This is a genomic window from Bacillus sp. L381 (assembly GCF_030284525.1).
Taxonomy (GTDB): Bacteria; Bacillota; Bacilli; order Bacillales; family Bacillaceae; genus Bacillus; species Bacillus amyloliquefaciens.
Genome location: NZ_CP127224.1, coordinates 1,648,947 through 1,671,594, shown reverse-complemented (window position 1 = coordinate 1,671,594; position 22,648 = coordinate 1,648,947). Strand labels below are relative to the sequence as shown.

8 protein-coding genes are annotated in these 22,648 nt (G+C 49.2%); all 8 read right to left on the bottom strand.

Annotated features, from left to right (window positions below; all coding sequences use genetic code 11):
* Position 1 precedes the first annotated feature (1 nt).
* On the bottom strand, positions 2-14,953 hold the full coding sequence (locus tag QRX25_RS08420; protein WP_212101407.1) for a non-ribosomal peptide synthetase: 14,952 nt from the start codon (positions 14,951-14,953) through the stop codon (positions 2-4).
* 39 nt (positions 14,954-14,992) lie between these two features.
* Positions 14,993-15,742: a polyketide synthase gene (locus QRX25_RS08415; RefSeq protein WP_065981508.1), complete on the bottom strand. Its 750-nt coding sequence runs from the start codon at positions 15,740-15,742 to the stop codon at positions 14,993-14,995.
* 9 nt (positions 15,743-15,751) lie between these two features.
* On the bottom strand, positions 15,752-16,525 hold the full coding sequence (locus QRX25_RS08410; RefSeq protein WP_065981507.1) for an enoyl-CoA hydratase/isomerase: 774 nt from the start codon (positions 16,523-16,525) through the stop codon (positions 15,752-15,754).
* Positions 16,522-17,784 (bottom strand): hydroxymethylglutaryl-CoA synthase family protein, encoded by a 1,263-nt coding sequence (locus QRX25_RS08405; RefSeq protein WP_065981506.1) that lies wholly within the window; start codon positions 17,782-17,784, stop codon positions 16,522-16,524. The genes QRX25_RS08410 and QRX25_RS08405 overlap by 4 nt, the downstream gene beginning before the upstream one ends.
* Positions 17,785-17,835: 51 nt before the next feature.
* Positions 17,836-18,084, bottom strand: coding sequence for an acyl carrier protein (locus QRX25_RS08400; RefSeq protein ID WP_065981505.1), 249 nt, complete (start codon positions 18,082-18,084; stop codon positions 17,836-17,838).
* 67 nt (positions 18,085-18,151) lie between these two features.
* Entirely contained in the window at positions 18,152-20,392 is a 2,241-nt protein-coding gene (gene fabD / locus QRX25_RS08395; protein WP_065981504.1) for an ACP S-malonyltransferase, read from the bottom strand.
* A gap of 1 nt (position 20,393) precedes the next feature.
* Positions 20,394-21,368, bottom strand: a complete 975-nt coding sequence (locus QRX25_RS08390) for an acyltransferase domain-containing protein (protein WP_065981503.1) — start codon at positions 21,366-21,368, stop codon at positions 20,394-20,396.
* A gap of 124 nt (positions 21,369-21,492) precedes the next feature.
* Entirely contained in the window at positions 21,493-22,362 is an 870-nt protein-coding gene (gene fabD / locus QRX25_RS08385; RefSeq protein ID WP_065981502.1) for an ACP S-malonyltransferase, read from the bottom strand.
* Between the last annotated feature and the right edge of the window lie 286 nt (positions 22,363-22,648).

Here is a 22,648-nt window from a genome sequence, read left to right as displayed (position 1 = left end):
GTTAAACCTCCACTTCATAGGTATCCCAGATGTTTGCCGCAGCTTTTTCGTTCGCTTCTTCTTTGCTGTCCGGCGAAATCAGCCGCTTATTTAATACTGGCGGTGTTAAAGGATGGCGCTTGATGCGGCGCCCTTCGTCTTTCTGCCACGCTTCCACAATGACGTGGGCGTTTGTACCGCCGTCGGCAAAGCAGTTTATTCCTGCCGCCGGTATTGGTGACGGCCAGTCTGCCAGAGTGCGGGTGAACTGGATATTGGCCTTTTCCCTGTCAAAGTGTGTATGTTCATGTTCACCTGATAAAAACGGGATAAAGCTTTTCTCTTTCAGCATGAGCACAACTTTTATGAAACTTGCAATTCCTTCCGCGCAAAGCGGGTGCCCGATGTTCGGCTTCACAGAGCCGATTCCGAGCGGGCCGGCGTCTGTTGAGCGGTAGACGGATTGGATGGCCTTCAGTTCTAACAAATCAGTAACGGCCGTACCTGAACCGTTCGCTTCAATATGAGTGATTTCTTCCGGCCGTTTTCCGCTTTTTTCAAGTGCCGTCTTCATGACGGCTTTTTGCGCTTCCAGACTCGGCGTAGCCGGTCCTGCCGTTCTTCCGTCATTATTGACAGAAGCCGCCTTCACTACGGCATAAATCGAATCTCCGTCTTCAATGGCCTGAGACACGGTTTTTAAAAGAACCATTCCGACACCCTCGCCCAGCACGACTCCATCGGCGCGTTGGTCAAACACATGGAACGACTGCGCTTTACTTAAAATGCCGCGCTGTTCAAACAATTTATGGGTTTCTTCAGATTCAAACAGGCTCACGCCGCCGACAACGGCCGCTTTTATTTCTCCTGTTACAAGGGCTTGCACGGCCATATTCATTCCGACTAAGGCAGAAGAGCAGGCTGTATCCAGAACAACACTCGGGCCGCGCATATCGAAGTATTGGGAGAGATTTGCGGCCAAATAGTTCTGCCCAAGCGCGACAATCGGATTTTTCGCGTCCAGCAGTTTCTCTTCACCCGGTCTGTGACGGCTCCGTCCGCCAAGATACACACCTATTGCATCCCCCTTGATCTCATCCGGCGTGTAGCCCGCGTGATACCACAGGTTAAGACATTCTTCCAGAACAGCCAGAGCTTGAGGATCCATTGCCTTTACATCCTCTTCAGCCAGTAAAAAGAAGTCCGGATCAAATTGATGAATTCCATCAAGCATTCCTGCGTAATAAGGCGTCTTAAAACCCCATCGCTCAGCCGGAACAGGACGGATGGCCGAACGGCCTTCAGCCAAAAGCGACCAGTACGCCTCTAAGGAAGCCGCCCCCGGAAACCGGCAGGACATGCCGACGACCGCAATATCTTCACCGTGGATCTGTTTTCCGGCCGACTCTACTTGCACCGAAACCGCTTGTGTTTCAATTGCCGGCTCAGCCGGCGCTTTTGAAACAGGATTGTCCGCCTTCAAATTAAACAGATCTGACAACACCTCTGTGTATCCCTCGAGAAGCCAATTTGCGAAAGATTGAATCGTCGGATATTCATACAGAATTGACGGGTCAAGAGTTGCCGAGAGATCCCGATTGATCCGCTGCAGCAGCTGGGCAAGGATAATAGAATCCACTCCGTACTCTTGGAATAATACATCTGCCTCAAGCTGATCCTGATCAATCCGCAATTCTTCAGAAAATAATCCTGTCAGCCATTCTTCTGTTTTTCTTGCTAATTGTGCGTTGTCTCCGGCAGTATCAGCGGGTTTTTCCGCCGGTTTTACCATAGCCGGACTTATTTGCTTATCCTGCCTGCTCCGCCGCATGAATTGCTCCGGTTTCCACAGCTTAGGATTCAGAACGGCCGGCATCACCGGGCCTCTTGCTGATTCCAGAAGTATGCCGTCAAGGAGCTGTAATCCTTCTGCGTTCGTGATGCTGTATAAGCCGCTCTCTTTATAAGCTTTGTTCGTCACTTCGCCCATTCCGGTTTCTTTCCAGTTCGGCCACTGAATGCTTACTATTGGCAATTGCTCTTTGAATGAGTTTGCAAAATAGTCCATATACGCATTGGCCATGGCATAATCGGCCTGTCCTGCTGAAAGCGGCGGTATCGCAGCTGACACGGAAGAAAACAGGACGAAAAACTCCAGCGGTTCACCGCTCAGCACACTGTATAACGCCTGAAGCCCGTCTACTTTCGGCTCAAGCACCCGCTGTATATCCTCATCGGTTTTTCTGATAAATGCGAGCGTCTCTTTATCTGTCACACCCGCGCAGTGGATAACGCCGCCGATGGGTCCGAGCGTCTGCTTTATCTGATTCAGTTCCTGTCTCAGCCCGGCTTCATCCGTTAACGAAACTGACAAGACATTCACTTGTACACCTTTGGATTCCAAGTCGAGAACAGCTTCTATTTTCGCTTTTACAGAAGCCGGCATCTTATTCAGGCTGCCCGTCCACTCATTTCGCGGCGGAAGTGTCTCTCGGCCTGTAAGCACCAATTTTTTCACGCCGTAATGTTCGGCAAAATGTCGTGCGCATAAAAGGCCGATACCCCTTGTGCCCCCGGTGATCAAAAGCACATGGTTTTGCGGAAATTCAATTCTCCCGCCTTTTATATCTATGTTTTCTGAGTCTCTCAATACGGCCCGGTAGCGCAAGCCGCCCCTCCGGCAAACCTCCGCGTCATCAGTGCGGGCATGAAACTCATCAGCAATTTGCTTCGCCAGTGTTTCATCCGGCAGCACTCCTTCAAGGTCGAGGTGCCTTGATGACAGATGACTGTACTCGCATGCCAGCATTCTGTACAGACCGGCCCGTTCTGATCCTGTTGTTTGATTGGCCTCTGTTCCTATTGACTCAAGGTCTTTCGTGACACAAAGCAGTGTCAGACCGTCTTTATGCCCATACTCAATCAATTGCTGAAGCCATTGGATACCGGTCATGCCTTCAGGATCTTCTTTCGCTGCAGCAAGGAGGTCGATGACTCCGTCAAACGCCTGCCAGTCATATTCACCAGTAAGGTCTGCTGTTGTGATGATCCGGTTGTTCGGCATATGCCTGGCGATCTCTTCTGCAAGGTTCATCGTGTCCCCGCCTGTCAAAATCGCAACAGGACGTGTGCACGGTTCACGCAGTTCAAGCGGGCTCAGCTCCCATTGTTTCGTCAGAATGCGTTTGATCCGCTCTTCTGTACGAGCCTGATTCTTTTCGGGATTCTCCGGCACCCAATACATGTCTTTGGCAAACGGATAAGACGGGAGACTGACTAGACGCGGCGTCCCTTTTTCATACAGCCGGTTCCAATTCAACACGCCGCCTTTTACCCATACCTCTGCCAGCTTGGCGAATTTTCCTTTTCTGATCCAGGCATCAATGACGATGTCCATATCTTCATCCGCCGTGAACAGGGCAAACGTATCTTTATTGCGGTGAGACTGGCCGGTATACAGCCCGGCGATGTTTTTCTCATTTTCCGTAAATGCTTCCAGCTTTGTTTCCAATTCCGTCATCGTCGCTGCGAGAATGGCCAAGCGCTCTTCCATTTCGTCCCTTCCGGTTTGCAGCGTATAAGCGACAGCCGCCAAGTCTTTATCTGTGTACGGCGTTTGGCGGATCGCTTTCAGCAGCTGCTGCGCCTGTTCAAACAGTTTTTCTTTTGATTTGGCGGAAAGAAGGATAATTGCCGGATTTTCCGGACTGTGCTCAGGCTGAGCGGTTTCTTGCGGGACATACTCTTCAATGACGATATGGGCGTTGACCCCGCCGATGCCAAATGAGCTGACCCCGGCCCGGCGCGGAATGGCATTTCCGTTTCTATCTTCCGCTGCCGTCCATTCCTGATTTTCCTGCACGATGTAGAAAGGACTGTCATCCAGCTGAATGTAAGGATTGATTATGTCGCAATGCAGGCTTTTAACCAGCGTTTTGTGCTTCATTTGCAAAAGCACTTTCATTACGCCTGATACTCCCGCGGCAAGCTCCAAATGGCCGATGTTGCTTTTGACCGAGCCGATGCCGCAGCGGTGATCGGTGACTTCAGGCTGCTGATTTGTTTTCGAAAGCTCGTGAAACGCCGCTTTCAAACCGTTTATTTCAATCGGATCACCCAATTCCGTTCCTGTACCGTGCGCTTCAATATACGTGATGGTGCTCGGATCCACTCCCGCTTTCCGATAAGCTTTCACCAATAAGTCAGCCTGCAGTTTCGGATTCGGCGAGGTTAACGTATTCGCCCGGCCGCCGTGATTTTCCGCCGTACCGCGGATCACGCCGTAAATCGGATTTCCGTCCCGTTCGGCATCTGTCAATTTCTTCAGCATCAGAATTCCCGCGCCTTCTCCTCTGACATACCCGTTGGCATCCTTGGAGAAGGTTTTGCATTTTCCGTCTTTGCTGAGCATGCCTGCTTTGCTGTAGCTGATGTGTGCTTCTTCCGTCAGAATCGTGTTGATCCCTCCGGTAATTGCCATGTCGCATTCTCCGTTTTCTATGGCGGATACCGCCCGGTGGATCGCCACAAGCGAGCTTGAACATGCTGTTTCAATCGGCTCGCTCGGCCCGTGAAGATTTAACAGATAGCTCAAACGGTTCGGCCCTATGGAAGGAATCATGCTGCCTGTCGCCACATGTCCTTCCGGCGCAAGACCCGCTCTTGTGAACAAATCTTTATAACCGGTATTTCCGGTGCCGATAAAGACGCCCGTATTTGTACCGGAAAGGCTCTCCGGCTTACAGCCCGCATCTTCTATCGCCCGCCATGCATAAGTCAATAACAGCCGCTGCTGCGGATCTAAATATTGGGCTTCCCGCGGTGAAATGCCAAAGAACAGCGGATCAAATTCAGCTATTCCGTCAATAAAGCCGCCCCACTTGATGTTCGTTTTGTTTCCTTCAAGATTCGGATCGCCATCAAACGTTTCCCAATCCCAGCGGTCTTTCGGGATGGTTGTGATAGAATCTTTTCCTTCTTTCAGATTGCGCCAAAATTCCTCTATATCCTTCGCGCCCGGGAATCGGCCGCTGATCCCGACAATGGCAACCGGATCGAATCGGCGCGGCTCTTTTGTCTCTGCCGCAGCGTTCATTACCGTCGCGAATCGCTTTCTTCGCTGCACTTTCGGCTTACTGGCTTTTGGCTGCTCTTCTTTCGGTGACACTTTCTTCTTTTCGCCGAAGCGGCCCGGATGTTCTTTTGCCAAATATCCGGCGAGATCGCTGACCGTCCCGTACTCAAAGAAAATCGTCGGTGCCAGCTCCAGCTGATACGCTTCATTTAATTGATTCGTAAAGACGGTAAATGATACGGAATCAAAACCGTATTCACTCAATTCCGTTTCTATATCAATGTCCTCACGGTCGACTTTTAAAATTTCGCTTACCATAGCTGTCAAAGCGGTATGAAGCGTTTGAAGAGATTCTTCCGCATCTTGTGTCTCTTCCGGCTGAGAAGGAAGCCCGCCTTCTGCCTCATCCGTCAAATACTCCGCTAAACTGCGGATCGTTCCGTGCTCGAAGAAAATCGTCGGCGCCAGCTCCAGCTGATAGGTTTCATTTAATTGATTCGTAAAGACGGTAAACGATACAGAATCAAAACCGTATTCACTCAGTTCCGTATCTATATCAATCTCTTCTTGGCCGACTTTTAATATTGCACTCACCATTTGGATAAGCGAATCGTGCCATTTGCCTGCAGAATCGGCGGATACAGGCTTGATCGTCTTATCCTGCGTTTTTTCAGATTCAGAAACGGATAGGAATGTCCGTTTCAATTTTGCTGCGTGCCCTTCGGCCGCTAATAGCTGCGGCTTTTCCTGAGCCATTCCTTCATAAAATGCAGCCAGGCCTGCTGCCTTCTGCAGCGGAACCATGCCGAAGGATTTTTTCATCATTCTCTCCGTCTCATCTCCCGCCTGCATGCCGCCGTCTTTCCACAGCGTCCAGTTAAAGGCGATCGTTTTTCCGTGCCGCAGGCCATTCTCCGTAAGGGATTGCCTGTAAGCGGCGTACGCATCCATAAACGCGTTGCCGGCGGCATAATCAGCCTGCCCGACATTGCCGAGAACACCGGAAACACTGGAGAACAATACGAAAAAGTCAAGGTTGCAGTCTTTGCTGGCTTCGTCTAAATAAGCGGTGCCGATCACTTTCGGAGCCAGCACTTCACTGAACTCTTCCTTCGTTTTCTGCAGCAGAAAGCGGTCTTGTATCACTCCCGCAGCATGAATAATTCCGTTAAGTTTCCCGAATTCCGCCGTCAGTTCTTTTATCAGCGCTTCGTTTTCCCGCCGGTCTGCCGCGTTCAGCTTTTTATAGACGACATTTGCGCCTGCCTGCCGAAGCATGGCGAGCTCGCGCTGTTTGGCTTCAGTCAGATTTGAGCGGCCGGTCAGAATGACATTCGGGTGTTTTACGCGACCTGCGATTTCTTGTGCGAACATCAAGCCCAGGCTTCCGGCGCCCCCGGTAATCAAATATACGCCTTCGTCCTTCCAGACGGTGCCGCTTCCTGCCGGATTCATTTCTTCCCAAGCCTTCACATATCGTTTTTCTCCTTTATAACGGATATGTTTATCATGCGGCCGATGACTGTCGTTTTTCAGTTTTTGAGCGACAGCAGGCATTTTGCCGATTGAGTCTATTTCGATGAGCTGGCAGTCAAGTTTTCCGTATTCCAGCTCGGCTGTTTTTAACAGACCTGTTAATCCGGCAAACAATTGCTGGCTGCCGTCTGCTGAAATAACGGTCTGAATCAGAATGCGGCCCTGCCTTTTTTCGCTGATGATCCGCTGGATGTGTTCAGCGATCGTCTGCGCATAGCTTTGGAAGCGTTCAGCGGCTGTTTCGCCCTCACTTTCAGCAAACAGCAGTTTGGCGTCTTTCAGGCCGGATGCCACTTTATCTTTTACATGACCGGCATCTTCACAAAGTATAATTAAATGCTCATCAGCATGGACCGAAGCTTCATCGGATACCGCAGCTTCTTTCCAGACCGGTTCAAATAAAACCTTTTCCGAGCCGGATGGCGACTGAGCCGATTCCGCATCGCCTTCAAGGACTCTCGTAGAGAAGCCTCTCACCTTCACGCAAAGCGCTCCTGTTTCATCAAACAGGTCAATGTCGGCTTTCTGCACGGAATCGCCGGCTTGATATCCTTCGCTGAAGCGTGCATGCGCCCGCATAGTCGGCGTGCATGCTTTGACGACTTCAAGGTATTCAAGCGCAAACGGCAGAATCAGCTTTTGTCCGGAAAACTCCTGCATAATGCAGATTGTCGCCGTCTGAATAGCCGAATCAATGATGCTCGGATGAAGTGTAAATTGCCCGTTCGTGTGAGAAACCGAAGCCGGAAGCTGTATGTCCGAAAGCACTTCTTTTTCGCCGATCAAGGCGGATTTAATGCCTTGGAAAGCTTTTCCGTGGAACATCCCCCTGCTTCTGCCTTCCCGATAAAAGGCCGCCGGATCAAGGATGTCAGCCGTACACCTATTTTGTATAGCGGAAAGGTCTGCCTCAGGCTCTTGTTCAGCCTTTATGATTTCGGCCCTTCCTTGGCTGTGCAGCACTTCTTCATCGTCAGCGTTTACGCTGTAAATGTCATACGAGATGATTCCGTCTTCTTCTGGAGACAGCGCAATATGGACTTGGCGCTCTTGTTCGTGAACAACGATCGGTTTCAGCCAGACCGTATGATGGAGCGTAATTCTGTCGCCGTCTTTTAATAAACCGCCAAGCGCCCGTTTTACCGCTTCATAAGACATCTCCAAATATGCCGCTCCCGGCAGCACCGCTTTTTCCCTGACCACATGATCCTTCAGGAAAAATTCTGAGCCTGTAAACAGTGAGCTGAACCGCTGAATGGCCAAGTCTGACGTGTTTTGCTGCACGAGCGGGTGTAAAACTGAGATTCCGTTGTGTGCGGCAGATGTTTTCTTTCCTGCTTTTTTCGGCCAGTACGGTTCCTTTGCAAACGGGTAGACCGGCACACTGATTCGCTTCGGATGCTTGTCTTTGTAAAGCTTGCGCCAATTGATAGCGACACCTTTACTCCACATCTCAGCGAGCTTCGATCCTTTTCCTTTCGCAAGCCATTTTTCGATAAGTTCAGCGCTGTCATCATCATCAGAAAGCCAGGCAATGTCTTTCGCCTGTTGTTTTTCTCCCGTATAGCAGCCTGTTACAGCCGGCTTCTCATTGATAAAATCCGTAAGCTGCTGCTTCAGCTCCGCAGTTCCGCTTGAAATAAAGGCCGCACGTTCCTCCATCGCTTCCCTTCCGACTTGGAAAGTGTAGGAAAGATCGGCGAGATCGGCATCCGTTTTTCCTTCCAGAAAAGCAAGCAGCTGTTTTGCGTATTCCTTCAGACGGTCTTTTTTTCTGGCAGACAACGGAATGATGAACGGACCGGTCCAGTCTCTTGCTTCAGATGCATCCGGATATTGCTCAAAAATCGCATGTGTGTTTGTTCCGCCAAGTCCGAATGAGCTCAAAGCCATGCGGTGTGCCGTGTTCTCCCGGCTTAACGCTTTCTTTCCTTCCGCAACGTAAAACGGAGAGTCTTCTAAGTGAAGATTCGGGTTCGGCTCTTTGTAATTGATGCTCGGCGCGATTTCCTGCTGGTATAAGCTCATGACAACCTTGATGCAGCCAGCCATTCCGGCCGCTGTATCCAAATGTCCGAGATTTGTTTTGACTGATCCGATACCGCAGTATTGTTTTTTATCTGTATATCGGCAGTACACTGATTGAAGAGCGGACAGTTCAATCGGGTCGCCGAGTTTCGTTCCTGTGCCGTGAGCTTCGACATATGCGATCGTTTCAGGATGGATGCCCGTCTGATCAATAACCTTCTGAATGACATCAGCTTGGCCTTTAACGCTCGGCGCGTAAAATCCGACCTTATCCGCTCCATCGTTATTGACCCCGATTCCGCGCAGCAGCGCATAAATATGGTCGCCATCCTTAACGGCATCCGAAGCTTTTTTCAAGAGTACGGCGCCGGCTCCTTCACCGCCGATCATACCGTCAGCAGCCGCATCAAACGCTTTAATATGCCCGTCGCTTGAAAAATTCAGCCCCGGCTGATGAATATACCCGGCATTTGATTCCGTATGAAGAGTCGCACCGCCGGCAAGAGCGTACTTGGCTTCCCCGGACTGCAGGCTTTGAAAAGCCGAATGGAGCCCGATTAAGGAAGATGAGCAGTTGGCATGAACAAAATAGCTCGGCCCTTTCAACCCGAGTTTATGGGAAATCATCGTCGGAATCGTCCCGCTTTGGGCAAGTACCCATGACACGTAGCCATCCGGCGTTTCCAGCTGTTCTGTCGTCTCCTCCGGCAGCAGGCTGCGGTAAGAGTTCGTGCTTGCAGACATATACACGCTTGTTTCCGGAATTTCTTTTGAAACGTATCCCGCATCCTCGATCGCCTTCCAGGAATGAAGCAAAAGCATTCTCATCTGAGGATCCATATATTCGGCATCTTTCGGTGAAAAGCCGAAGAAACCGGGATCAAACATTTCTTTCCCCTCTAAAACTGATTTCGCCGGAACGAAGCCGGGATGACTGGCCAGTTCCTCAGGAATACCGAATCGGCGGAGCTCCTCTTTTGAAAAGAATGTGATGCTTTCTTTGCCTTCTTTGATATTATTCCAAAATTCAAAATGATCCTTTGCTCCCGGAAACTCACAGGATATACCGATAACTGCCACGCTGTCTTCGTAATAATCAGGAAATTCCCCCGGCGGGATTTTCCGGTCTTCTGCATTCACTTGCTTTTGCGGCACAGAAGCAGAAATGACTTCTTTCGGTTTTTGTTCAGCGATAAACCGGCTGATGTCTTGTACCGTCGCGTATTCAAACAGCTCTGTCACACTGAATTCACAATCCAGTTCCTGCGTAATCCGGTCAGTTACAGTCACGGCAAGGAGCGAATCTCCCCCTGCATCAAAAAAGCGGTCATCAAGCTCTATGTCACTGCTTTTCAATACGTCCTGCCAAATGGCCAGCACCACCTGCTGAATATGAGATGAAGAACGTGTTTTTATTTCCTGCTGTTTTTCTGTCAGATCGCGCGCTGCAAGAAGCTTGCGGTCAACTTTTCCGTTTGGCGTGAGCGGAAGCTCTTCCAGGCGGATAAAGGAAACTGGCACCATATAGGCCGGCAGCGATTGTTTCAAATGATTGCGTAAATCCTTTGAAGACGGAAGCGGCTCTTCGTCTTTACGGGTATAAAACGCGCATAGCTTTTCATTTCCGGAATGATTGTTCACAACAACTACGCTTTCCTGAACGGCCGGATGGGCATTCAGTCTGCTCTCAATATCTCCGGGTTCAATACGGTAGCCGCGGATTTTGACTTGGCTGTCCATCCGTCCCATGTATTCAATACGGCCCCCGGGAAGAAAACGTGCCATATCGCCTGTTTTATAAAGCTTTGACCCCAGTTCGAGCCGGTGGCTGACGAAGGCTTTATCTGTCAGCTCAGGCTTGTTGAAATACCCTCTAGCCAATCCGTCTCCCGCAATACAAAGTTCTCCCGGCACCCCTTCTAAAACAGGATTTAGGCCGGAATCCATAATATACACACGGGTATTGGCGATCGGGCGTCCGATCGTAAGCGCACTCTCATTTTCCGTTATACGCTGCACGGCGGACCAGATTGTCGTCTCTGTCGGCCCGAACATATTCCAGGCCTCACTTTTCGTATCAAGGAATTGCTGCTTCAATTGTTCGCTAAGCGCCTCGCCGCCGCAAAGGATTTTCACTTTTTCTTCATTTGTCCATCCGGAATGAAAGAGCATTTTCCACGTAAACGGCGTCGCCTGCATGATTGTCGGTTTGTACTCCTTAATCAGCTCTTTCAGCTTCCGTGCGTCTTTAGCGGCTTCTGTCTTGCAGATATTGCACTCCGCTCCTTTCATTAAAGGAAGGTACAGCTCCAGCGCCGCGATATCAAAGCAATATGTCGTAACGGCAAGCAGTTTATCTTCGGACGAAAGACCCGGCTCATGCGCCATCGATATCAAGAAATTCGTCAGCGCCCGGTGCGGGATCATGACGCCTTTCGGTTTGCCCGTGCTGCCTGACGTGTAAATGACATACGCCAGGTCGTCAGGTGTTACCAGCCGCTTCAGCGACGTTCTTTCCGCCGCTGTCCGTTCAATGTCATGCCAATCGCGGTCAATGGCAGCTGTCTGCACGCCGTCCCAATTCAATGAATGCTCTAAATCAGCTGTCGTCAGGCACATTGAAATCCTGCTGTCAGCGATCATATATTCCAATCTGTCAGCGGGGTAAGAAGGATCGAGCGGCACATACGCTCCCCCGGCTTTTAAAATACCGAGAAGGCCGACAGCCATATGCGATGAGCGGTCTGTATAAATGCCGATCAGTTCGTCAGGCCCTGCGCCGTGCGCCTGCAAAAAGAGCGCCAGCTTCGTGCTTTTTTCATCCAGCTCGCGGTATGTCAGCTTTTGCTGTTCATATACAACCGCACAAGCATCAGGCGTTTCTGCCGCCTGACGTTCGAATAATTCATGGAAGCAGGCATCCGGATACTCATGGCTTGTCTCATTCCAAGTCTTAAGAATCATTTGCTCCTCTCTTTTTGTCATGAGAGAAACGTCCTCAAGCGGCATATCCGCATTTGCCGTCAAAGATTCAGCAGCCTGTACAAATTGGTTAAAAAGTCTGACTGCTCCTGCTTCATCGAATAATTCAGTGCTGTATTTAATCGTAAGGTCCATGCCGGATGCTTCTTCCCACATTTCAAATACAAGATCATATTCCCCTTCCTGATGAATGTCTTTTACAAACTCACAGGAGAATTCCTTGTATTCATCAAGCATCGATTGATAGCTTGAATCCTGCAGAAAGTTCTGATAGAAAAAGGCATTGGTGAAAATAGGCGAACCGGTCTGCCGGGGTTTTGCATGAATATCCCGAACCATTTTCGGAAACGGATAAAATGAGTGATCCAGTCCGTCCAAAACGGCATCCTGCACCTTTTGAACAAAGTCAGCAAACGTTTCTTTTCGTCCGGCTTTGCTTCGGATCGGAAGCATGTTGAGGAAATGGCCGATCACTCCGTCAAAGCGTTCTTCAGGTCTGACCATTGCAGGCATGCCTGCCACAATATCTTCCTTATCTGTATATTTCCCTAAAAGCATCATGTAGCAGCTCAGCATGACGGTGGACAAGTGAATCGAACGGGATGCGGCAAACGCCGTGACATTTTTTAGCAGCCGTTCAGGAAGGCGGCGTGTCAGCGTATCTTCTGTAAACTCCGGAGCACTGCTGTCTGTGCGCATCGGCGGAAGCTGGAGGTCGGGCAGATCGCCCCCGAGCTGTTTCATCCAGTATGCGCGGGAAGCTTTGCTTTCTTCACTTGCCAAGTACCGCTTTTCCCAAACCGCGTAATCGGGCTGAATACCGGAAGCAGCAGCCGTAAACTTTTCTTTTCCCTGCAGCAGCGCCTGATAGTGATCCAGCAGGCTGTGAATAAATGTAATGGATGAAATGCCGTCAAACACGATGTGGTGAATGACCGTCAAAACATAATGTTCCGCGTCGGATTTTGAAAGCAGCTGCACACGCAGCAAAGGTCCGCCTTCTTTGACAAACGGCTCTTTCACTTTTTTTCGTATCAGAGCGGGTATTTGTGATTCATTTACGTCAGAAATATCTTCTTCCATAAATACAAAAGGATCTGCCGATTCTATGAAATAAAGCCCGCCGTCTGTTTCTTTCACGGCGCTTTTGAGCATCGGGTGCTGTGTTAATACAAGCTGAAACGCCTGCTTCATTTTCTCTTTGTCGATTCCTGATGTGAATCGGAAACAGAGCGGGACATGGTATGCAGTCGTTTCAGGCGACATTTTCTGCAATGTCCACAGCCCTTTTTGCACTTCTGAAAGCGCTGGCGCCGTTTGCAGTTTCTCACGTTCTGCCGGCAGCTCGGCTTTGGCGTGCTGATTTTCAGCGGAGGTGCTTCCCGCTTTTTCAGCGGTATAAGCCGCTAAAGCGCCAATGGTCGGGTTCTTGTGCAGCTCTCGCGCCGTCAGCCGGATATGATACGTTTTTTCAATCGATCTGGCGAGTTTCATCATCTTGATGGAATTGACGCCAAGACTTTGAAGCAGTGTATGCGGATCAACGAGTTCATCCGCGATGGAAAGTTCCTCTTTCAGAAAACGGATAAAATCCCGTTCAATCTCTTTCTCCGCAGAAACCGATTCTGAGCGGCCGTCTTCTTGCTTGTTATTATGTAATGAATCAAATTGTCCTTGTTCGAATGAATGTTTCAGCTGAGTGCGCTGGATTTTCCCGATCGCCGTCTTAGGAATGTCTTCTTTTGCGACCGGAAGCAGATAATCAGGGGTGACGCCGATTTTCTGTGTCACATGCTGGTGAATGTGATGAAGAAGCTTCGTCATGCGGTTCTCATCCAACGGAACGGATGTCACAAAGAAAATCGCCAGCTCGTCTGTCGTGCTTTGATTCGGCCGGACGGCGCATGCCGCTGTATATGATGTTTCGATTTCCGGTAATTCCTCAACGGCTGATTCAATGGCGTGGCTGTAATAATTCACACCGTTGATTATGATGGCATCTTTCGTGCGGCCCGTTATCGTCAGGCGGCCTTCACGCAGAAAGCCGAGATCTCCCGTTTCAAACCAGCCGTCTTCTGTAAAGACACTCTCATTTAAGTCCGGGCGCTCATAATAACCGCTCGTTACAGTCAGACCCGACACTTGGAAACGGCCGATTTCTCCTTCTTCCACCACCTGATTGCGGTCATCCGCAATTCTCATATTAAACCCCGGAATCGGGAGACCGATCTCCACGAAACGATCATCATCACTCGTGTTTTCCAGCGTAAACTCATCTGAGAAAATAACGCCTGAAGACGTTTCGGACATTCCCCATGCGGGACGGATGGCATTAGCCGGCAGACCATGCGGCTCTAAAAGCTCCATAATTCTGCGCCCGACTTTCGCAACCGTGGCCTCCCCTCCGTTCAGCATGTAACGCATGGAGGATAAGTCCCATTTCCGGTTTTGAATGTCTTCTGCGAAATCGGCGAGCAGTCCGAAGGCAAAATTAGGCGCCCACGTGACCGAAGCGCGGTAATGATCAATCAGGTCAAGCCACTTTAAAGGATCCATCAGAATGGATTCGCTCGGTATATTGATTTCTTCACATCCGAGATAAACATCACGCAGATGAAGCATCCCGATGCCGCCGACATGGTCAAAAGGCATCCAGTTAAACGTGACATCCTCACTTGTATAGCCTTGCATCTGAATATTTCCTTTGACCATGCAGACGATGTTTTCATGGCTGAGCATCACGGCTTTCGGCTTGCCCGTGCTTCCCGAGGTCAAAAGCAGCATCGCCAGATCATCCGGACGGGGATGATGGCAGTCCTCAGCCATTTCCTCTGCTGAAAGATCTTCTGCCGCCAAAGCGCAGAACCCGGAAAGCTCCTGCTCCTTCGCCCATGCAGTCATCTCCGGCAGGACTTCACGGCTCGTGATGACATACGGCTGATTCAAAAGCGTCCAGGCGTCTTTCAGTTTTTGCGTCCCGCTGTTCATTTCTGTATAAGCCGGAGCGGCCGCAAGCGGAACCGGGATCGCTCCTAAAAAAACACAGCCCCAAAAAGCAGGAATCAGCTGAGAATTGTCACTTAGCTGTAAAATGACTTCATCCTGAGCCTTCACTCCTGATTGGCGGAGCCCTTTCACAATCGAAAGAGCGATCTTTTTCAAGCCGCTGTAAGTCTGATACACTTCGGTGCCGTCAGGCTGTATATATGTGATGCCCTTTTGATCTCCCGCTGCCGCGGCGGTTTTATGCAGGACTTCAGGAATCGTCATCGGCTGATCCGCTGAAAGCCGCAATGGTTTTCCATAGCTGACAGATGGCTTGAGTAACCCGCTTGCCGTCATATCACTTTTCATAGAGCTGCCTCCATTTCATCTGTATGTATGATGTATTTCTTATACTCCGTACATCGTCGTGATTCGTTTTTTCACTTCATCATCATGAAACGTCTGGTCGTGCATGATTAACTCCTTCTCAATGACGGCCGGAAGCTGCTCGCGAAACGGCGTCACCAAGTGCCTTTTCAATGTAATTAAAGAGTTTCTCGGTTTTTCTGCAAGCTCACGGGCCAATTCGTGCGCATAGCCTAATACTTCCTGCCGCGGAAGCACCGGAAAAGGCACTCCTCTTTTCTCCAGGTCACCGCCGCGGTAGTGGCCGCCGTTTAACAGCATTTCATGTCCGAGGCTTGCTCCAAGCTTCTTCGGAACGATAAAGGTAGCGCCCATCCCGGGGGTGAATCCGTATTTCATAAAGTTTGCGGTATACACGCTTTCTTTGCTTAAGATGACAAAATCACTGAACAGCCCCATGACAAACCCGCCTCCGATTCCGTGGCCCTGCATGGCGGAAATGACGGGAATATCACATTCAAGCGCCAAAGAGTACATGCGGTCTTCCGTAAATTTCGTGATGCCCTGCTGAATCCTGAGCAAGCCTTCCTGTGTGCCTCCTGAAGCAAAGTAATGGCCGTAGCCTGTTAAAATCACAGCTTTATAGACTGACGATTTTTTTATACGGGTGAAGGCCTCCATCAATCCATCCGTCAGCTCTTTAGAGAAGGCGTTTTTGTGGGCTTTATCCTGCATTGTCACTTGGATAATATCCGGTTCAATTTCGAGCAGTTCAACTGCGGCGTTCGGCATGATATCCTCCTAACTGTTCTCCGTTTCCCAAGGAAGCCGCCCCGTTTCTGCATAACGGATGATGGCTGATTGGTTATCCGGATCTGAAAACATCGCTTGATTTTCGGCTAAAGCAATGGATTTCGAACGATGAACAAGGTCGTTTAAGGAATCCATGTATTGTTTATAGCGGGTGACTGCTTTTTTCGACAGCGGGCGGAGGCGCAGCAAATGCTTTCTCAGCTCTGTTGCGCTGTCCGGGGCGCATACGTCACAAAGCCCCCATTCCAGCGCCTGAAGTGCCGGCACGGGCTTTGTCATAATCGTCATATAATGCGCCTTTTGAAAGCCGATTCTTTGAATTAAAAACGGCAGAACGCAGGCGGGATAAAGCCCGAATAACAGTTCAGATAAACTGAATGAAGCGCTCTCGTCTGCAATGACGATATCGCACGCTGCGGCAAATCCGACACCTCCCGCATTTGCTTTTCCGCGGACGCGGGCGATTGTGATGTACGGCCCGGATTTTAATGCCAGCCACAAACGGTAAAGCGGCTCCTGTGATTCCGCATTCTGCATCCCCTGCCTCATTTTCCCGTACATCTCATCGAAATCCGCCCCGAAACAAAATACCTCCGGCAGCCCTTCAAGCACCACGGAGGTCACGGAGTCTTCACATTCAGAAAGAACATGCAGACATTCCTCCACTAAACGTTCATTAATCGTATTGTTGGCTTCAGGCCGATTAAAGGTGATGAAACAGACATTTTGCTGAAAACGGACATTTATCGTCTCATAGGTCACGGGATCCACCTGTATTTCCGATGAAATTCTGTGATTTCTTCCAAATATAAACGAGGGCTTCCGGCATGATGGTCTAATATTTTCGGGATCATATTCATATCCAATTTGACATTCCGTGTTCCGAACTTTACCAAACCGCTGCCTTTAAACAGTTCTTCATACTCCTCCATGGACAGCCTGTATCTGTTGTTCAGGTGCTCTTCTATTTTGAAAGAATGCTGCCGTGCTTGTCCCTCAGGCGTCACAACGCCGCTGTAAAATTCCGAACAGCATCCCGACCCGTAGGAGAAACAGCCGATCCGCTTAGAAGTGTCGAATGCCCCTTGGTCAATTGTGCTGGCAAGGGCCAATAAAGAGGCTGCCCCCATAATGTTTCCGACTCTTTGGCAGTAGCGGAGCCCCGGTTCCACCCTGGTTTGAAAATCCTGTTCGATCTCAGCGTTTTTCGCTTTTGCAAGCTTGCGCATCATCGTCCGGTGGGCTCCTTTTACCATGCCGCCAAACGGTGTATGGAAAGCAAGATAGTGAAACGTTTCTTTGTAATCAGCGTCCGGCACACGGTTTTTATACTCGCGAAATGTCTGTTCGCAGCAATCGAGATAAGACATCAATGATAAATCGGCATCACCGGCTTCACTGTCCGGGATCGGACGGCATGTATCCATCACCTCATAGCCGTAGTAGCCGTTTGCGCCCGCATCCGCCTGAAATACGATCGGATTTTCACCGATCAATAAGGCAACCGCACCCGCCCCGGCGCTCGGTTCTGCGTAAGACCAATCCTCGCTTAACGCATCGCCGCCTTCGGCAATTAAAAACCGGGAAATATCCGTCGCAACGACAAGCGCTTTCGCTCCGGGGGAGGTCTGTGACAAAATAAAGTTAAGTGCCATCTGCAGGCCCGCCGTTCCTGAATAGCAGGCTTGCTTCAGCTCAAATAAACGGCAGTTCCGATTAAGACCTAAGTAATCATGAATATATGTACTGAGTGATTTTCCGAAGTCAATGCCGGACTCCGAGCAGGTAATCAGCAGCTCGATTCTGTCTCTTTCAGCCTCTGTCAATCGGTCGATAATCGGCTTTGCCGCGTTAACGCCGAATGTAACGGGGTCTTCATATGGGAGCGCCACCGCTTTTTCTTTCATCAGTAAATTCTCAAATCTGGCAGGGTCTAAGTTTCTGTACTCCGCCAGCTGCATGACATCAAGGTATGCCGTCCCGCCAAACACATTTATCGCTTCTATTCCGGCAGCAGCCATGAACTTCGCCTCCAATAAGAATTTTGAGCTTCCGATTTTCGCACCGTTTTATCAGACGGCCTGCGCCTTTTCATAAAGCTTTTCTGCCAGTTCGCCGATGTTTGACACTCCTGTCAGCTCAACACGCGGAATCTGCAAAGATAATTCTTCCAGCATCATCGTAATAATTTCAGCGCGATCCACCGAGTCCGCCCCAAGATCAACTAAACGGTCTTCATGCGAAAGCTGTTCGCCTTCTAAATCCGGCAAAACCTCGTAAATTGTGTTCTGCAGCAATTCAAAAACTCTTTCTTTACTCATTGTCAGTTCCTCCCTGTTTCATTCTTTTTATGAATATTCCATGTTTTCAATCTATCATTTCGTCTTGTCAACACGTTTGCAGAAACGAACCTAACTTCTGATTCAAAAGTGAGGCCGTCTCTTCCATAAGCCGCAGACCGATGCCATCGACATGGCGGTTTTTCCAGGGTTCCAGCTCCGTACCTTTCACCCATTGATTAAAAGCTCCTAATGCCGGGCCGCAATGAATCTGGTAATCTACCTTGGCATCCGGATCTCCTTTAATCGCTGAAGCAGAGCTTTGCCTGAAATACCATTTGAATATGAGCGCCATTTTCTGTTTCGGATTCCGTTCGGCTTTTGAAATGTCTTCACTCGAATAATGCGCCTTCACCTTTTCATAAATACTGCTTATACTTGCCTTGAAATACTTCTCTTCTATTTGTCTGATTGTCTTTTCATCAATTTCTTCGATTGAGCCGTGACGCTGATACAGTTCATGCAGCTTAGCGGCGCGGGTCGGGAAGAACAGCCCTTTCTTTAATACCTGCACCTTGCTGCCTGATTCAAACATATCGCCGGCCGGCGCGTAAGCCGTGTCCTGTACATTCATCTGCTGGAGCAGGTCCTTGACGAGGCCGCTTGTCGCCGCTTCAATGGTGCATTGGTTAATTGATCCGGTCACTATAAAATCAGCGCCGAGCATAAATGCGGCCATGGCTGCCTCAGGCGTCCCGATTCCCCCCGCGGCTCCGATACGGACGTTTTTGCCGTATCGATATTGTTTCATCATGTCATCTCTTAAACGGACGATCGCCGGCATGAGGCTGTAAGCAACTCCGCCGTCAGTGTGTCCGCCTGAATCCGCCTCCACGCAGATGTCATGCGCAACGGGTATTTCTCTCATCAGACTTGCTTCTTCAGTGGTAATTTTGTTTTCAGCTGCAAGCTTCTGCAGAATGTGATCAGGCGCCGGGCTGAGAAATGCTTCCGCTACTTCCGGACGGGACAGCTTGGCGATAATCCGCTGCCGCGCTATCACTTGTCCGTCGGCACCTCGCTTTAACCCCTTAGCGCGAAACCTGACTAAAGCGGGAGTAACCGTTAAAAACGCTGATGCTTCCAAATTCTGAACCCCATGCTTCAGTAAAAGATCAATCATTTTTTCTTCTGAATCTGTATGCTTCATATTATGTACAATATTTATGCCGAAGGCGCCGCCGTCACGAAGCTCATGCTGAATTGACAAAATGGCGTCCTCAACGTGCGCGATGTTCAAACCGCCCGTTCCGAAAAAGCCCATCATTCCTTTTTCGGCCAGTCTGATGACCATCTCCTTCGAAGCGATTCCGCGGTACATGCCGCCGGCCAAGTAGGCGTATTTCAATTGATAATCACGCTTAAACTCTTCATTTCCTAAAGATGCAGCCGTAATTAAGCTTTTTTCAGCCGCGGCCGGGACGTTGATTTCCTCTGTTATCGGCTCCGCTTCAGCTGTAATTCTTTGAATCAGCCCGGTCAGCACTTTTCCGGGACCGATTTCCTCAAAGCTCATGTTTTTTCTTCCCATTAAGAAGCGGATGCTGTCTGTCCAGTTCACCGACCCTGTTATTTGCGCTGCAAGTGTCTCTTTCAGCTCTGATTGGTTATAGGGCCTTGCCGTCACATTTGAAATGACCGGAATTGACAGCGGCTTGAAACGGAAAGATTCAATAAACCGGGTAAACTCTTCCTTCGCCTCCAGCATATATCTGGAATGAAAGGCGCCGCTGACATTTAAGCGGTGAACCATTTTTACGCCTTTTACAGCTTCAAATACGGATGCGGCCTTTTCAATATCTTCTTTATATCCGGAAATGACAATTTGCTGCGGTGTGTTCATGTTGGCGATATCAATCATATCTAAATGATATTCTCTTAAAACGTCCGTCACCTGCTCATGAGTCAGGCCGATCACCGCCGCCATGCCGCCGCCTTTTGCGCGGCTCATCAGCTCGCCCCTTTTTTTGACAAGCTGCAAGCCTTCTTCAAAATCAAAAGCTCCCGAGGCATATAACGCGTTATATTCTCCTAAACTGTGACCGGCGGTAAAATCCGGTGTCAAGCCGGTTTCTTCTGTTTTTTTCAAATAACTGAGAGCATTGACGATATAGAGTGCCGGCTGAGTGAATTGAGTCTGGTTGAGACGTTCTCCGTCCCTGCACAGCTCCTGAATGGAATATCCGAGAATATGATCGGCCTTTGCGGTTAATTCAGGATAGCGGCCGAAAAGGTCCTCTCCCATACCTATTCTTTGCGAACCTTGGCCGGGAAAAACAAAGCTGATCATCTTACAGTCTCCTTCCGGGCGATGATAAAATGATGTCTTCGATTTGCTGCAAATGTGTTTGTTCTTTATGAAACGGCGTCATAATGGTTCGGATGCGTTCTGCCGACCCTGCGGGAAGAATCTGTTTGGCAAATGCGGCCAATGTTCCGGACGGCCCGGCATCAATATACAAGCCTTTTTCGCGGCTTTCTGCGAATTGAAGCGCTTCTCGGAATCGAATCGGCTTTCTTACGATATCCCAGAAAAAGTCTGCTTGAATATCCGTCTCAGCCTCACCGGTCGCACTGGAAATGTACGGTACAAACGGAGTCCGGAATGATTTCCGGGCTAAAAAACGCTTGTACGGCAGCTCCGCCTGATCAACCAGCGCCGAGTGAAATCCGTATGATACCGGCAATAGCTGATGAGGAATCTGCTTTTCTCTCAGATCGTCCATGATTTTTTTGATGTGTTCCCGCTCTCCAGAGATGACAAAGTGAGAATGATAGTTTACAGCTGCCAATTCACTATGTTCGCTCAGCAGCGGATCATCTTGATATAATCTCGGATCACCCAGTACCGCAAGCATGCTGCCGCTACCGCATGTTTCCGTAATGATTTCGGCCTGCTCCAGTACGCAATCTAAAGCATCTTCAGCGCTAAGCACTCCCGACACTGCGGCCGCTGCATATTCTCCGAGGCTCGCTCCGATCACATAATCGGGGCGTATCCCTTTTTGCTCCAAAGCATACGCAAGCGCGTACTCAGCCATAAAAATCGCAGGATGGCTGAAAAGAAGGCGGTCAAATGGATCGGACAGACGATTGGCTGTATGATAAATCTCTTTAACGACAGAAAAACCGAAACGGCTGACAGCAAAATCGTCCAAGTCGAGCATTTTCCGCCGAAAAGCGGCGTTATGTGCAAACAGCTCTTTTCCCATTTGATAGTATTGGGAACCCTGTCCGGAAAACATGAAAACAATTGGCTGGCTCATTTGTTCTCCTTTTCACTGCTTATTTTTTTAAAATATTGATTTATGAGTTTTTCGTGATGTCATGTGAAGTGATGTGTAATGATTGGCAATGTTGTGTGAGATAAGAATTTCGTCTTGCAATCCGCTACATGGCGGGTGAAGCTTCAGTTTCTTTTTTAATGCGGTGAATAAGCCCTGTCAGCACATGGCCCGGTCCGACTTCTTCAAATTCCATCGGCCCTTTGTTCAGCAGATAGCGGATGCTGTCGTTCCATCGCACTGAATGGTCGATCTGATCGGCCAGAACGGAGTGGATTCCATCTTGTTCATAAGGTCTGGCATACACATTAGAAATGACAGGAATTGATATAGCAGAAAAATGAAATGACTGTAAAAATTTTTCGAACTCTTGTTTTGCTTCACCCATATATCTCGAGTGAAAAGCGCCGCTTACGTTCAACGGATGAAACATCGTAACATCTTTTATTCCTTCGAATACAGTCTTGGCTCGTTCAATGTCTTCTTTACGTCCGGATATGACAACTTGGTGAGGAGAATTCATATTGGCAATGTCAATCTTATGTAATCCGTGCGTTTGAAGGGCGTCTTCCGCTTGAGCCGGAGTTAATCCCATAACGGCGGCCATTTTTCCGTCGGTGGCCATACTCATTAATTCGCCTCTTTTACGGACAAGCTGCAGGCCTGTAATAAAATCAAAAGCGCCTGCGGCAAACAGCGCATTATATTCTCCCAAACTGTGGCCGGCCACATAATGCGGCTTTATGTCATTGTCTTGGATTTTTTTCAAATAGCTTAACGCGTTTACAACATATAAAGCAGGCTGAGTGAACTGCGTCTTGTGAAGGTTGGAATACGGATTTTCAAGACAAAGCCGTTTCATAGAATATCCGAGTGTTTCATCAGCCTGCTCAGTTAAGTCTTTAAATTCATCAAACAATGAACTTCCCATTCCCTGTTTTTGAGAACCTTGTCCGGGGAATAAGTATGTGATCATTTTCTCAGCCATCCTTTCTCGGATTCAGATAAGAAGCATGTTCAAATTGATAGTAACTTCACAAAAATACCATGTCAAGTTAATTTATCCTATGCGTACTCCTGAAGAATGCCTATTTAATCCTGCCCAGAAGGCGGATTCAGGTCTTTCGGAACTGGCATAAGACGAATGTCCCACCCGGCCCGTCCGGCGTTTTTTCAGGAAAACTCCCGTCACCCAGGTAATTATCACCAAAAATTAAGCTGTAACTATCATTCCATTTCAGTTGTTTCTAGTTCCGAAAGAA